Source organism: Massilia aquatica (genome assembly GCF_011682045.1).
GTDB classification, from domain to species: Bacteria; Pseudomonadota; Gammaproteobacteria; order Burkholderiales; family Burkholderiaceae_D; genus Telluria_A; species Telluria_A aquatica.
The window spans coordinates 98,035-113,674 of the sequence record NZ_VVIW01000001.1 but is presented as its reverse complement, the minus strand read 5'-3'; the positions used below and the strand labels follow the sequence as shown (position 1 = coordinate 113,674).

Here is a 15,640-nt window from a genome sequence, read left to right as displayed (position 1 = left end):
GATATTCAAAGAATAGAATGGCTCATAAAAAATCCCTTGGCCGGAAAGCCTCCGATGAGGCTCGCCGGGCAGCACAGGAACTCGTTGACACCTATGGCCCCGCATTGAGCAGTCCAGATGGCCAATATTGCATTAACCCGAGCGACCTTCCCGAAGATCAAACCGTTGTCACTGCCGAACAAGCCGCCCATGCGCTTCTTGAAGCGCTGACGCTCCTGGCAAGTACAGGTTGGCTGGTCGACACAACAGTAAGTTTGGACCGCTTTGTGATGAGGGAAGACTACCAGTCTATTCGGAAAAAAACTCAAACGACCAAGGAAGCACTTGAGGAACTGGGGAAGAAACATCATCGCAGCGTTCGGGACCTCCAGCGCCAAGTGGGTAGCGCCAAACGGTGACACCGGCTGTCGGTGTTTTTAAGAAGGAAATTTGAAATACTTCAGTATCGTCATGAGACGTCATACCGGAGTAAAAGATGGCACCACGCGTTATGCGGGTCGCAGACATTGCGACCACAAAAAATAAAGTCGGCGTTCTGCCCGTCAGCCCTGCAACCATCTGGCGTTGGGTACGCGACGGGAAGTTCCCGAAGCCTTTCAAGATCGGCGCCAGTGTCACTGTGTGGCATGCAGCAGAAGTAGAAGCATTTGTCGCGAACTGCGCCGCATCGGCCCAGCCGAGGGTAGTTGCATGATCGCTCACGCCACTCCAATCGCAAACTTACCGCGAATCCCGGACGGCGTGAGCAGCGCAAGCGGCGACTTCGTCGCCAAGTACGATCCCACGTCGCCGGACCGGGCGACTTACCCATGCAGCCACAGTCATCCGATCCGGGATCGTGCATTCGCCCCATCACGGCCGATCCCGGCAACCCACACCACGTCCGCCGATGCGCTCGAAGTCGAAAAAGCCGTCGCTGGTGAGATCAGTGTTCAATCACCCGTACAAACACGCGTGCATGGCTTTGTCGCCCCACAGGTGAACAATATCCCCGAAGCCCTTCGCGTGCTGCCACGATGGATGACTTGGCGTGCAGAACAGCGCGACGGTACGAAGTCGACGAAAGTGCCGTATAACCCAACCTTGCACAACTCGCGCGGCAGCTCGACTGACCCCGACACTTGGGGGACACTCGATCAAGCGGTAACCGCTTATGAAGAAGGCGATTACACAGGCATTGGATTCGCGCTGAACGACGATGGCCTCGTTGGCGTGGACATTGACCATTGCGTGCTCGATGGCGAAATCCATCCTGACGCCTTGGCATTGCTCGATGCCTTGGGCGCAAGCTACGTAGAACTCTCGCCATCCACTACCGGCTTGCGCGCCTTCGGCTACTCGTCAGTCTTGGAAAAAGGATGCGCGGGCACTGTCAACGGTCTGAAGGTGGAACTCTACTCCTCGAAGCGTTTCTTGACCGTCACGGGCAAGGTCATTAAGGACGGGGCTGTTTCCGGCTTGCGCGGGTTCGTCGAGCTTGCAGAGCGCATCCGCGCTGACCGCAAAATCGACCCGAACACGGGCGACCTGAAAGCGGCGTCACAAAGCCAGCATCACGCTGCGCTGGTGAGTCGCATTCACGCAGGCGACAATTACCACGATAGTCTGCGCGACCTTGCAGCCTCCCTCGCGGCAAGTGGAATGAACGGCGGGGCAGCGGTAAATCACCTGTACGGCTTGATGGATGCATCGGCTGGGTCGCACGACGAGCGTTGGGCTGCCCGCCGTGCGGATATTCCCGCCCTCGTTAGCAGCGCAATGGGAAAATTCGCGCCAAGCAGCGTCGATATCTCCGCGATCATGCACACTCAAGCGCCACGGGCCATGTCGAACCCATGCACCGAGCTCGGCACCAATAAGACCCGACACGTACCAGAACATCTGCTGACCGTTCCGGGAATACTCGGCAAGATGGTCGATTGGACCAATCGCACAGCAAACAAGCCACAGCCCAATTTCGCAGTACAAACCGCGCTCGCACTTGGCAGCGTCGTCCTGGGGCGTAAATTCTGCACAACGCAGCGCAACTGGCCTAATCAGTTCTTCTTGAACATTGGCGTGACTGGCTCTGGCAAGGAACATGCGAAGACGGCGATTGAAGAATGCTTGCGCCTCGCTGGTCTGGGTCAGTTGATCGGCGCTTGCGACTACACCTCAGACGCGGCCGTCGACTCGATGTTGTTGGCTAGGCCAACGCACATTTCGATCATGGACGAATTCGGCATGCTGATGGAATCGTCACGCTCTAAGAGTAACCATCTCGGCGCAACGGTACGCAGGAGGCTGATGGAGGTGTTTGGCCGAGCTCACTCGACGCTACAACCGAAGGCATACTCCACTGCGGGCCTTACCGCAAAGCAGCGAGGGGAACTTGGGACCCGCGAAGTAGTGAATCCGTCCCTGACGCTCGTCGCGATGACGACACCGGGCACGTTCTTCAATGCTATCGGGTCTGGCTCTATGCAGGACGGCTTTCTGAACCGCTTCATTATTGTCCAGACTGACCTCGGCCGCCAGCTCAGCCAAGATATCGACAACGCTCCGCCTCCACAGGAGTTGACCGACTGGGCGAGATCGCGTCGCGTCAGCGGCGAGGGAAACATGAGCGAGTTGGACATTGACGGTCTGCACAACGAACGTGCTACGCCGACGATTGTGCCGTTTGATGAAGCAGCCAGTGTCATGTTCAAGGACCTTGAACAACAATGCCTCGTCCGCATGGATGAACTGGAACAGGATGGCATCGCGGATATGTACTCGCGGGTGCGTGAGATCGCCATGAAAGTGTCATTGATCGTGTCGCAATCGTGCGAGTCCAACACTATCACGGCCGAGCATGCCCGCTGGGCGATTGATTATGTTACGTACTGGGCGGATCGTTCGCTGAGTGACCTGATGAACCATATCGCCGACAGCCCGTTCGGAGCGCTCTGCAATGATGTTGCAAGGTTTATCAATGCAGCAGGTCCCAACGGCCTGACAGAGGCAGACTTGGCGCGCAAGACCGCGCGCTTCAAAGAAGCCGACGAACGCATGCGACAGCAGGTCTTCAAGAACCTCATCGGTGATCGTGGATTCCAGAAGGTTGACTTCCTCCCACCGTCCGGGCGCGGTAAAAAACGCGTGGCCTATGTCGCGGCGGAGTTCGGCGACCAACCGCAATAAAATCAACGAAACAAACCTCTGTCCTTCCGTAGTGTAAATAAGAAATAGTATGGAAGGGGGGGTATCTCTTTATATTGAATTCTCTTGAAAGCCGCCTCCAGTCTGGGTTTCAGCCCGCAAGACAAGTTGTTTTTGGTTGCGCTTTTAGAGACATTACCCTTACAAAAAAGGACCCACACATGTTTGCTAATCGCATCCGCCTCACCCCACACCAAGCCCTCAGCTTCATCAAGGAGTTCCAGCACGTCTATGGCATCGTTGCCGTGAAAGCGGACCGAGGCTTGCGCAATTTGACATACGCAGATGTCAGTGGGCTGGACCACTTTGATCTAAGCACTGCCATCTTCGCCATGTTCAAAAAGCGGAAGAAGTGTGCGGATCAGTCCAAGGTGTTCCCCTTCCCGCTCTACGAAGAAAGCGCCTTGTGGACGCGATTCGATGCCTCCTTCGGCGATATCACTCAACACCTCACCGTCCAGATCGGCAAAATTCAGCGCGACTGGCACCCGATGATGTTGATCTCGTCGTAACAACGTACATATGCGCTGCCTGCTACTCCCCAGCAAAGTGGGGTGCAGCGGGCACTTTGATTTTTATTTCGGTACGGGGAGCAAAACAGCAATGAAAGATATCCGAGTTCCAGTCCTCGAAGATGCGTTCGAGATCAACTTGGCGAAATTGATGGCCGTGTGGAGCAGCACAGGGCAGTCGCTACTGGCAGTCGGCGACGGCGCAACAACCGGCCTGATAATGCTCTGCCCAGACCGTTTGACAGCCTTTTTGGACGGTGCAACGTACCGAGTCGATATTGTGGCCATACCATGCCTAAAAGGACGGGTACGCCCCCTCCTGAAGTGCCCTCGCGCGCACGAGGGGAATTTCCAGTCCTTGTATTGGTCAGGCAGCGAAGTGGCATGCCGCCATTGCCTGGGCCTGCGGTATCGCTCCTCAGTGGCAGCTACCGCGACGGACCGGGCTCGCTTTGCCCGGCACAAGCTCTTGAGAAGGCTTGGAGCTACCCCGGAGGCCACGATCCCCTTTCGGCAGCCCTACAAGTGGCGCAAGCGCCATCGGCGCCTCACGGCGCGCTTAACCGGACTGACAGACATTCACTACGCCTCACTGCGGAAGTGGTTAGAGCGGAACAACATTGGCTGACATCGATTAAAATTTTCGGTAGCCGCTTGGTTTCGACCTACCGTGCGACTGTAGGTAAATGTCACGTCGAGGAGGACCAATTAACCCGTATTTAGACGTAACTACTCTGCCGCATGTCGCATCACCAGCCCATGCAGCACGGCAGAGTACGTTTACTGAGCGGCAGTATCGTCTCGCACAAATATTGTCGTTAAACATGCTCCTAATGGGGTGAGAAAATCTGGATCATTTTCCAGTAGCCAAGTGATTAGAGAAGGCACATCACGTGTTTTACGGAACTCATGCCTTGCCTCAGAAATAACCAAAAATACTCTAGCAAGCGTGTTTGCAGCGGTCTCCTCTACACTTGCTTGACTCAGCAGGGACTCGACTTGACCGTCGGTGCAAGACTCGCCGAGCGAATTTAGCCTGGCAGTGATCGCTGGTGCATTCAATACGTAATCTTCCAGCATCGCGCGATCAAGGAGACGCAGTACTCCTTTGCATTCGGCAATCAATCGTTGGCACTCTTTCTCGCTGCGACTTTCACGATCAAGCAAGATTGCGACCATCGGCGGGACAAGCGCCGACGATTCACTGAGACGTCTATATATGTTTGCCACCTCAGAAACAACGACGCCTTTTTTCTCGAAAGTACCAGTGTGTTCGACTCGAAGCACGGCAGTGCCGGCAGCTAGTTCTGGACAAAACCGCCGCAACAATTCGGGCAATACTAGCTCTTCTGTTTGGCCCTCAACCCAAAGAACGCGATCGCGACCGTGTAGATCGGTCATACGGATTCCAAGATCTGATAGGTCTTCGCGGAGATGGACAATATCGCCTCCAGCAACCTGTCGGATGGTTGTCCGCCCGTCCGGAGCTGAAAACATTGTTACAAAACTCGGAGATACAGCAGTAAGCACATCAGGTGAGTGGGCCGTCAAAATGTATTGATGCTGACTCCCTTCAACTGCCAGAATTTGAAGAAGTTCGCGCAAGGCTCGCGGATGAAGAAAGGAATTGGGTTCGTCTATCGCGATAACTTGAGGCTGCCGTGATACGAGTACTATGAAAAGGATAGCTATTACGTTTCCAATGCCAGTACCCATTTGATCCAGCGTTACCGCGAGGTCGTCACGTCTCTCCACGGGAGGGCGGGGCAGGCACTGGATGTGCCACTGATTGTTCGAGACTGCCGGTGCCTGCACCCATCGAACGGATGGAAATACTCGATGAACCCAGTCGCATAGCAGGCTATGTCCGTGCGCGTCGTTCAATTGAAGTTGGCTTAAGCAAAAGGCGAGATTTGAAGCGTCAGGTGACAGGACGGCTGGAGCGCCGGTGAATCCAGATTGCACAGCAGGGTTTCGCTGAGCCGAAAAACGGTAGAAAAATCGTTTGAAGAAATCGCTAAGTCGAATCCCCGTTGGCTGTCCTACCAGGTTAACAATGTGACACTCGGGAATTGTTGCTTGGCGATCCGGGAATCGAAGTTGCAAGACGTGGTTGGCAGTGCTCTCATGTTGCAGTGTCAGTGCGGACTCACCAAAGATGGTTCGGGCTGACATGTATTGTTGTTCATTTCCATTTTCCCAAACTAGAGTGATTTCTGGGGCATCTAGAAGTCTCTGATATGCCGCCTTGGCAACATCGTTAACTCCAGTAGGAAGCATGTTCCGAAAGTTTTCCGGAATTGGTATTAATACCGTCGTTCCCAGCAGTTCTTTTAGTTCCTGAAGCGAAGTTTTGACAGAAATCTGGAGGCTGCTTCGTCCTTGTGTCTGATCGCCGTATTCCGGCAAGCTCCAGATAGAGCGGTGAAGCATCGTTTTGTCTGTACGGAGGTCGAGTGCTTCTAGCATTGTAGTCTTGCCAGAATTATTTGCTCCTATAAATAGATTGAAGCCAGCTCCAATCTCGACAGTTCCAGCGTCCATGAAGGACTTATAGTTGCTTACGGTAATTGACGTCAGGCGCATGAAGGAAAGTGAAAAAACCTAACCATATCATCGCCCCCCAAAATAGACCAGCTGCACAGAAACCGACCGATTTCCAACAGGGAATAACAAGCCTAAATTCAAACGTTGGAAATATAGGGTTTACACATATCAACATGTTGATATATAGTTGCACCGTTTTTCAACACAACATGGAGTGATTGATGGCAGTATTTGGGTATGGACGGGTATCTACAGCGGAGCAGACTGTTGACAATCAGCGACTTGAGGTGGAGAGAGCCGGCTACGCAGTAGAGTATTGGTTTGCCGACACGGTTAGCGGGAAGGCGCACGCTGCTCAACGTAAGCAGTTCGCGGAAATGCTGAGCAAACTGCGCGCGCGCGATACTGTTGTGGTTTCCAAGCTTGACCGATTGGGCCGGGATGCGCCTGATGTCCTGTCAACCATCAAGGACCTTGCAACTATGGGCGTGGAGGTGGTTGTTCTTCAACTTGGCAAACTCGACCTGACCTCGCCAGCTGGCAAGCTCATGCTCGCCATGCTGGCCGCCGTCGCCGAAATGGAGCGGGATTTAATCGTTGAACGGACTCAGGCGGGCTTGGCTCGGGCAAAAGCGGAGGGAAAGATTCTGGGCAGACCATCTAAGACCACGCCAGAGCAGCGCCAAGCAATGATTGACGGCTATACGAAAAACGAGAGCGTGAGCGCCTTAGCTCGGCGCTACGGAATTTCCAGGGCCACGGTTTTGACCGTAGTAAAGCCGTCCGATTAGGAGCACTCCGACGCGAGGGATACCAGGACAGGGTACTGAAGCTGCTGCGCCGGCAAACTCAAAGCTCATGCACTTAGGGATGTAAATTTGTGCCCCTATGTGCCCTTCGTTTGGCGTCTTCAGCACTATTACTGTAAGCTCACGAAGCAAAAAACGCGGGAAATTTCCCAGTAGATAAATTTATGAAAGACCGGATGAACTTGACAGTTGAGGCCACGAGCGACCTCTCCGACGAAGCCATTGACGCGCGGCGGGAGGCAGTCGCGCGGGTGACCTCCCAGAAGCACAAATCGGCTTTTGGACAATTCATGACGCCAAGTGTCATAGCAACGTTTATGGCCTCCATGTTCCACCCGCTCGCAGAGAAGACCGTACGGCTCCTCGATGCTGGTGCCGGCATAGGCTCGCTGACGGTAGCGCTCGCAAAGAGGGCGGCAGCGGAGCACGCGTCGTCGCTGGAATGCACCGCTTGGGAAATCGACGACCTGCTTCACGAGCAGTTGAGCACAACCCTCGACGCCTGCGGCGATCTGATGCGAGCGACAGGAGCGCAGTACAGTTCGACTATCAAGTCGACCGACTTCATCCTTTCCTTCTCTGACGAGCTAACCAGTCGCGGCGAGACGCTTGGGCCAACTCATGCCATTCTCAATCCGCCGTACAAAAAAATTAGTTCGGCGTCTGCACATCGTAAAGCACTCCGTGTTCTTGGAGTTGAAACCGCCAACCTGTACTCCGGTTTCGTCGCCTTGGCATTGAAAAGCTTAGCCGACGGTGGCGAAATGGTAGCGATTACACCTCGTAGCTTTTGTAACGGCCCTTACTTCAGGCCCTTCCGTGAACTATTACTTACAACGTCAGCAATCACCCGGATTCACGTTTTTGAAAGCCGTACCCATGCGTTCAAAGGCGACGAGGTGTTACAAGAGAATGTAATTTTCCATCTCGTCAAAGGTCGCAGGCAAGGCCCGGTCGTCATATCGTCAAGTCAGGATGCTACGTTTTCAGAAGTCCGTGAACGAACAACGCCATTTGATAACGTCGTCCTTCCAGAAGATCGGGAGCAGATATTTCACCTTGCCACGGAGGACGAAGGAACTGAAACGGGAAAGGCGATGGCCCGCTATCACTTTACTTTGGAGGAACTTGGACTGGGCGTAAGCACTGGGCCTGTCGTGGATTTTCGCATGAGGGACCACCTGCGAGTAGCACCTGGGCCTGGAACCGCCCCGATGATTCATTCGCACCACTTCGAGAGCGGTTTCGTTGTCCATCCAAAGCTCGACGTAAAAAAGCCCAACTATATCGAGGTAAATGACGATACCCGGAAATGGATGATGTCGACAGGTTGCTATGTAGTCGTCCGCCGACTGTCGTCGAAGGAAGAAAAACGGCGCATAGTTCCAGCGGTTTTTACCCCGGTTGCGGCCCCCGGCTCGCTTGTTGGGTTCGACAACAAAACCAACATCGTGCATCAATCAAAGCAGGGCATGGAGGATACTTTGGCAAAGGGGATGGCAGTGTACCTCGCATCGACGTTTGCAGACAGATGGTTACGTCGATTCAGTGGACATACGCAAGTCAATGCGGGTGACCTCCGGGCTTTGCGATATCCCAACGCCGCGACACTACACGCTTGGGGCAAAGAAGTGGGGACGGCTCTACCGTCACAAGAACAAATTGATAAATTCGTAGGGGGTGTGGATGGGTAAAATTGACGAGGCCATTGAGATCATTGCTGCGCTCGGCTATCCGCGCACGCAGCAGAATGAGCGTTCTGGGCTCACGCTTTTGGCACTCGTGCAGTTAAAAGAGGAGGGCTCGTGGCAGACACTAAGTGAGCCGCTATTAGGTGTGCGGGCTATTCTCGACTACTGCCGCAACGATTACAACAAACCGTATGCGGAGAATTCTCGCGAAAGTTTCCGGAAGGAGACGCTTCACCAATTCGTTTCAGGCGGCCTGGCACTCCAAAACCCTGATAAGCCGTCACGGCCGCCCAATAGCCCGCAATGGAACTACCAGATTGCCCCCGATGCAAAACAGCTGCTCTTGACCTACAAGACTCCCGCATGGGACGAGGCATTAGCCGCCTACCTATCTCAAATTGGTTCTCTGGCAGAGAAGTACAAAGCGCATCGCGACCTCGCCATGATCCCTTGCAGATTGCCAGACGGTAGCCTTTTTGAAATGTCGCCGGGTGGTCATAGCGAGCTTATCCGAGACATCATTCAAGAATTCGCGCCGCGCTTCGCACCTGGCGCGCAAGTCCTATATTTGGGGGATACTGGCAATAAAGGCGTAGTAATGGACCTTGCAGCGTTAGAACTGCTCGGCGCGCCCCTGCACGAGCGTGGGAAGATGCCGGATGCGATTCTCTATGCGAAGGATAAGGACTGGCTTTATTTGGTAGAGAGCGTGACCTCGGTCGGCCCAGTAGATGGGAAACGACACGCCGAACTATCCTATCTGTTCCGCAACGTTAGCGCTGGATTAGTGTTCGTAACCGCGTTTCCCAACCGCCAAATAATGGCACGCTTCCTTCCAGTAATTGCATGGGAAACCGAGGTATGGTGTGCAGACAACCCCACCCACTTGATTCACTTCAACGGTGATCGTTTTATGGGGCCTCACTAGCCACTGGCTACACTAGTTTGTTCTTAATCGGTTCACTTACCAAAATCTCTTATCGATACCCCCCTCCGGGGGGGAGCAGAAGTGCCCCCTGCTCTTCTTGCAATACATAGACACGGTCGTCAAAAAAAATTTTGGGACGGAAAACATAACGCATTGTTTCACATTTAACAACCATTCCGCAGTAACATATTGCCCCAGATAATTAATATGCTGCACTTGCCAGTAAAGAATACGTTCTCGATTTGAGAAAGTATTTCGCCTGCGCCCATCCCAGTTCCAAGTCTAAATTGCGGAGCGTCGCCTACTTGACGGTTTGTTGTTTCCGCTCGTTTTCGTCGGAATTTTTTACCGCATTGAGTTCGGCCAAGATCGACATCGCCCGTAGTGGCATGATAACCCGGCACACAAATAATCGTACCAAAACAACAACAAATGTTTAGTTTAAACATTTGTATTATGATAATAATGGTAAAATGAAACCGTTGTTCTAGCGTTCACATGAGTGCTTGTGTAAAACGACTTCGATCCCGTCTTGCAATATAGGAACCAGTATGAGCATAGCTATGAGTGCTTTTCAAAATATTGTCGCTGAAAGACAGCATCGGCGTCTGTTGCGGATATCGTTTCCCAACCAAGATGGACCGGCCGGCCAGTTGCTCGTGAACAAGCTCGATGCGTTTGAGAGCTTGTCTAAGCCCTTCGAGTACCGGGTCGAACTGCTATCAGACAATCCCGATATCCCGCTCAAGGATATGCAGGGCAAGATGCTGTGCGTTCACTTGGTGCGCGGGGATGGAACACTGCGCTACTTCACGGGGATCGTTTTCAACTTCGCGTTGAAAACAGTCGATGGAGGGGTGTCGTATTACGAAGCATTGCTCGGTCCCTGGTACAAGTATCTTCAGATGCGCAAAGATAATTACCTGTTCCATTACACGACTATGTACCAGCAGACCGCAAGCATCTTCGGCGACTATGGCAGTCTTGCCGATTGGGACTGGCGCGTGAGGGGCGCGGCCGATGTGCTCACAGACTGCTGCCAGTTTGACGAGAGCGACCGCAATTTTCTTGAGCGACGCTGGGTCGGCAACGGCATCGTATATTGGTTCGAGCACTCGGAAAACGGTCACAAGTTAGTCCTGTCGGATGATACAACCAGCGTCGAGCCAATCGATGGCGGCCCTTCCGTACGCTTCCAGCGCCATGGCGGCGTGACCGAAGAGGACGGCGTGGGCGAATGGTCGCCATCGCGGCAAATCATGCAGGGAGCCGTATCGCTCGCATCCTTTGACTTCAAGTCACCTAAGCCCGTTCACAGTTCATTGCCAACGGTGAGCCAACAGGGAAACGTCTTGGCCATTGAATCTTACGAATACACTGGGGCATATGGTTTCACAGGTGGAGGCAGATCCTTGGCGCAGTTGCGAATGGAAGAATTCGAGGCTGCTGGCAAGCAGTTTGAAGGCTCCGGAAATAATCGCTACATGCTGCCGGGGCGTTGGTTCAGGCTGATCGATCACTTCGACGTTAGCGCAACCGGAGACGACACTCAAGCGCGTGAGTTTTTGATTCTTGAAGTGATTCACAGCGCGTCGAACAACTATCACGTTAAAAACGCGACCGAATCTCATTACGAAAACCGACTGCGCGCAATCCGCAAGATCATCCCTTATCGAGCCGGGCGTGACCATAACAGCGTCGAGACGAAAGTCCACGGCATCCAGACCGCAACAGTTGTGGGGCCCCTAGGAGAAGAAATTCACACAGATGAATTTGGGCGCGTGCGCGTGCAGTTCCATTGGGACCGGGCAGGTAGCAACGATGAAAAGAGTTCCGCATGGATTCGCGTGGCCACGCCATGGGCCGGCGCTAACTTTGGCATGACCTCGATTCCCCGAATCGGAACCGAAGTTCTTGTGCAATTCATGGACGGAAATCCAAATCGCCCCATTATCACCGGTATGGTGCCCAACGCAGACACGATGCCGCCATGGACACTGCCAGCCAACAAGACTCAAAGTGGCATCCTCTCACGTTCCACGCCGGGCGGAAGCTATGACAACGCCAATGCACTGCGTTTTGAGGACAAGAAAGGAAGCGAGCAGCTCTGGCTGCATGCGGAGAAAGACCAGCTCACCGAAGTCGAACACGATGAAGACAAGTGGGTGGGCAACGACCGACGAAAAACGATCGATAGGGACGAAACCACGCTGGTCAAGCGCGACCGGACCGAGACGGTCAATCGTGACGAGACCATCACAGTGCACCATGATCGTACCGAAACTGTCGACAACAACGAATCGATCACGATCCATAACAATCGCAGCGAACGGGTCGACCACGATGAAAAAATCAGCATCGGCGACAACCGCGCGGAGGATGTGGGAAAAAACGAAACCATCGATATCGGTGGTAACCGTTCCAAGTCGGTCGGGAAGAATGAGAAGGACACGATAGGAAAAAACTGGTCGATCAATGTAGCAAAAATGAAGACGGAGACGATTGGCATGGCCTACATGCAAAACGTTGGCATGGGGCGGATGGAGAACGTGGGAATGGGCTATAGCCTGAACGTTGGAATGATTATGGCGACGGTCGTTGGCCACAACCAAACAACCAATGTCGGAAACACTGTGACCATCTCCGCCGGCAGCAAGATTGAGCTCGTTTGTGGCACATCAAAAATCGTCATGACCCCAGATGCCATTTTTTTAAACAGCAAAGACATACACATTAAGGCTGGAAGTAAGGTCCACGTTGATGGGCCGGACGACGTGATGCTCAACTCTGGAGGGGCGAAAAGTCCACCTGGGAGCAGCAGCGAATCGGAGGAGTAATGGCTGAAACTACCCGCGTAGCGAATGAAACACTCCGTTCAAGTAATCACCGCGAGGCCAAGATAGAGAACCATACTGGACTACCGCATTTTTGGTTTGAGCAGTCCGGCCCTGAAGGGCAAAGGCTGGATGTACTTGTTGTACGCGGCACGTTCAATTTTGCGAGCGGTGGGTCGCCCCTCACCTTAGCTCGGCATCAAAGCGAAATCGCCTATGGAGATCAGTTTGATGGAGCGTTGGAAAGCGAAGTCATGCGGGCAATCATCGCTAACGATGGCGATTTGGTACCGTACAAGCCAGGCACGGATATCCTGGTCTATGGCCATGCTTCCGCACCGGGTGGCAAGCCGCACGCAAGTTGGATCGCCGGGCTTCGAGTAGGCCCATGCCAACAGTTCGTCCGGCTTCATGGTCCTCGTTCGTTCAGACGCGGCATTTTTGGATGGAGCGTGACTTCACCAAAGGCAGTAACGCGCATCAAGATGGATTTTCGCTTGGCCTACGGAGGGTGCGTTGACGTCCCGGCCAATTTGACTTCTGACGGGCAAGCGGACTGGGTGAGGTTGCCATCAAATCCGGCGGGTCGCGGGTGGTTGCCCGACTCCCAATCCTATGCCCATCTACCAAGCAAAGCCCGCAGATTCGTCGCTAAATGGGTCCGTGACCAGCACGAAATCCCTGCGCCCCAGATCGAGGATGCCTTAACTCCAGTGCGCACCCCGTTTTGCAATGTCCCCGCGCGTGGACTAGGTCCGATTGCACGGTGGTGGCAACCACGGATCGCGTATCAAGGGAAATATGATGAAACCGTTCTGAAGTCAGGTATGGCTCGCCTTCCAGTGAATTTCGATACGCGTTTTTTTCAAAGCGCAAATGCAATGATGGTCGCGACCCCACATTTGGTCGGGGACGAGAACATATCATTCGTTGGCTTACTTGCGGACAAGACTGATATGCGTCTCCCTGGGTGGAAGATCATAGCGGTCACAACGCATGCTAGCGGTGCCTGCAATATAACTTTTCCTCTTCTTGACACCTTACGCCTGGATCTAGACCGTACTTTAGTGTCCTTAGTCTGGCGCGCACACTTTAGTTACAACGATCCCGTTATCAACGTCGTTGTGGGCGCTACGACAGCTGCAATTGTCAATACTGAGCCCACTAGTAGCTCTGGCGAGGAGATTATATGAGCGGCAATGGAGCTGACAAACTAAGGCTTACCACCCTTAAGACCCCACTTACCGGTGTTCTTACAGAGGAAGAAAAAATTGCGGCTAAAAGGTTTGTTGAGGAAAGTAAAAAGAGGATCAAAGAGCTGGAACGCAATATCTCGGATATAGAAAAAATTAATGCTAGTAAAACAACCCTCCCGCCCAAAAAAAGTCCGCCTCAACACGGCTCACCACTTCATGTCGCACACGCGAAAGGATGGCTAGCTCTTGCGACCGAGCCGGACCTGTGTCGAGTGGGGAAGGATATCGTTGCCTTTAACAGCTTTGCGACATTGGATCGGAAGCACTGTGCATCGGAAAATGTAAAGGCGCAAGGAACATCGGTCTACCGAAAGGGCGATCTTTTTCGGAACATTCAGGCGGATGCCGGGGCACACATTATTTCCCAGACGTCACTAAGCTCAGGGTACGTATTGATTTCCGAAGGGCACGATAACGTCGAGGCAAATAATAGGCCGATTGCCCGTCACGATAGCCGATGCCGCATTAATACTGACGCGGCGGGAAGTGGTGGATGCGCGGGAAAACTGGTAACGGAGAAAAAAAGCGCACTCGCAGTAGTCGCCGCCCCACCCGAAAGCGAGGTTCCGCCTGGTAAGAGAACTAGCGAGCTGCTTGAAAAATTGAAAGCCCAAGCAAAAGAGATCAAGGATCGCCAACTTGACTTAGATGCGCTAGACGAGTACGTCCCCTTCAAAGACGCCAACGCAACGCTAGATGACTTGATTGCATTGGATGAGGGAATACCGGGCACACTCGGAGACTACCAGGCACAAGTTAGACGAGGACTTTTCGGCTTCGTCAAAGACGCGGTTATGGGTGTTGGGGAGCTTACCTATGAAGGTATAAAAGGTATTCCGAAATATTTCCGAAGCCAAGTTACACTCGACGGTAAGATGCTGGGTAGTTTAAACGGGCAGATACTTGCCGAGAATATTAGGCTAGGAAATATCTCTGCGAGCACAATTGGAAGTGATATTGTAAATATAGCCGGTGCTGTGGTGAAGCCAGTAGTAACTCCGTGGAAAAAGGGTGACTACGTTGAGGCTATAACGCGTGGCGGTGCAGAGATCGGCACGGCGCCCTTTGCATACATTAAGGGGGTACGCGCTGCAAGAGCTGCGAAGGTCGCAGAAGCTTTGGAGCAAGCTAAGGCTGTAGAGGCTGCTGCCGAAGCTGCAAGAGCAGCAGAGGCGGTCGCTGACGCGGCAAGGGCGGCAGAAGCTGCGGCGCAGACCGCAAGAGCGGCTGAGGCGGCTGCTGAAGCTGCTGCCGAGGCCGCTAGGGCGGCTGATGCTCTTGCCGATGCGTCAAGAGCTGCTGAGGCGGCTAGAGCGGCGGAGGTTTCTGCTGAGGCTGCGAGGGTGGCAGCGGCAGAGGCAGCGAGAACTGCGGAGGCTGCTGATGCGGCCCGCGCCGCTCTACCGCAGCCTGATCCAACAATCATCCCACGAGGACCTGACGACGGCGTCTACGTAAAAGCGCAAGGTGGAGGCTGGAACCAAGCCCCCAACAGAAAAAAATGGATTGAAGAAAAAGGTGGATCTGTTATTGACCATCCTGACGGCTCTGTCACTTACGTAAATAGGGACGGCGTGAGGGTTACCTATGACCCTGCGGGCTACCCGGATTTTTCACCTTTTACGAGCCATCCTAGTGGGCTCACGGATGTAAAAGTGGATGGATTGATAGGCGATCACTACCACGACTTCAAGAATGCAAATCAAGCTGCGCATGAAGCCTTGGGCGGAGTGGGGGATTTCAACACGTATGGTGGAAAGTCTCCGCCCGGATGGACTTGGCATCACATGCCAGACGGTGAGACAATGCAGCTCGTCCCGTACGGCATTCACAAGGAATTTACCCATTCTGGCGGAGCATCAATATTGAGAGGGCAATAA

The 15,640-nt window shown here is 53.5% G+C and carries 11 protein-coding genes; 10 read left to right on the top strand and 1 reads right to left on the bottom strand.

Annotation, left to right across the window (positions count from 1 at the left end; genetic code table 11):
- Nucleotides 1-17: 17 nt before the first annotated feature.
- The 4 genes from F1609_RS00545 to F1609_RS00530 all read left to right on the top strand — a co-directional run bounded on the left by F1609_RS00545 (nt 18) and on the right by F1609_RS00530 (nt 3,695).
- Complete coding sequence (locus F1609_RS00545) at nt 18-398, top strand: hypothetical protein (RefSeq protein WP_167073648.1); 381 nt, start codon at nt 18-20, stop codon at nt 396-398.
- A 77-nt stretch (nt 399-475) separates the two neighbouring features.
- On the top strand, nt 476-694 hold the full coding sequence (locus F1609_RS35310; RefSeq protein ID WP_167073646.1) for a helix-turn-helix transcriptional regulator: 219 nt from the start codon (nt 476-478) through the stop codon (nt 692-694).
- Nucleotides 691-3,165, top strand: a complete 2,475-nt coding sequence (locus F1609_RS00535) for a DUF3987 domain-containing protein (protein WP_167073644.1) — start codon at nt 691-693, stop codon at nt 3,163-3,165. Before F1609_RS35310 ends, F1609_RS00535 begins: the two co-directional genes overlap by 4 nt.
- Before the next feature lie 179 nt (nt 3,166-3,344).
- A complete protein-coding gene (locus tag F1609_RS00530) occupies nt 3,345-3,695 on the top strand; it encodes a hypothetical protein (protein WP_167073642.1) in 351 nt (116 codons plus the stop codon).
- A 780-nt stretch (nt 3,696-4,475) separates the two neighbouring features.
- On the opposite strand, the gene F1609_RS00525 is transcribed toward F1609_RS00530, so the two are convergent.
- Nucleotides 4,476-6,281: an AAA family ATPase gene (locus F1609_RS00525; protein ID WP_167073640.1), complete on the bottom strand. Its 1,806-nt coding sequence runs from the start codon at nt 6,279-6,281 to the stop codon at nt 4,476-4,478.
- Between the two features lie 182 nt (nt 6,282-6,463).
- Here F1609_RS00525 and F1609_RS00520 point away from each other — a divergent pair, with 182 nt between their 5' ends.
- The 6 genes from F1609_RS00520 to F1609_RS00495 all read left to right on the top strand — a co-directional run bounded on the left by F1609_RS00520 (nt 6,464) and on the right by F1609_RS00495 (nt 15,640).
- Nucleotides 6,464-7,033 (top strand): recombinase family protein, encoded by a 570-nt coding sequence (locus F1609_RS00520; protein WP_167073638.1) that lies wholly within the window; start codon nt 6,464-6,466, stop codon nt 7,031-7,033.
- Nucleotides 7,034-7,215: 182 nt separating this feature from the next.
- Nucleotides 7,216-8,745 (top strand): Eco57I restriction-modification methylase domain-containing protein, encoded by a 1,530-nt coding sequence (locus F1609_RS00515; protein WP_167073636.1) that lies wholly within the window; start codon nt 7,216-7,218, stop codon nt 8,743-8,745.
- Nucleotides 8,738-9,670, top strand: a complete 933-nt coding sequence (locus F1609_RS00510) for a BsuBI/PstI family type II restriction endonuclease (protein WP_167073634.1) — start codon at nt 8,738-8,740, stop codon at nt 9,668-9,670. Before F1609_RS00515 ends, F1609_RS00510 begins: the two co-directional genes overlap by 8 nt.
- Nucleotides 9,671-10,221: 551 nt before the next feature.
- Nucleotides 10,222-12,507: a type VI secretion system Vgr family protein gene (locus F1609_RS00505; RefSeq protein ID WP_167073632.1), complete on the top strand. Its 2,286-nt coding sequence runs from the start codon at nt 10,222-10,224 to the stop codon at nt 12,505-12,507.
- A complete protein-coding gene (locus tag F1609_RS00500) occupies nt 12,507-13,697 on the top strand; it encodes a DUF2169 family type VI secretion system accessory protein (RefSeq protein WP_167073630.1) in 1,191 nt (396 codons plus the stop codon). The genes F1609_RS00505 and F1609_RS00500 overlap by 1 nt, the downstream gene beginning before the upstream one ends.
- Complete coding sequence (locus F1609_RS00495) at nt 13,694-15,640, top strand: HNH endonuclease (protein WP_167073628.1); 1,947 nt, start codon at nt 13,694-13,696, stop codon at nt 15,638-15,640. Before F1609_RS00500 ends, F1609_RS00495 begins: the two co-directional genes overlap by 4 nt.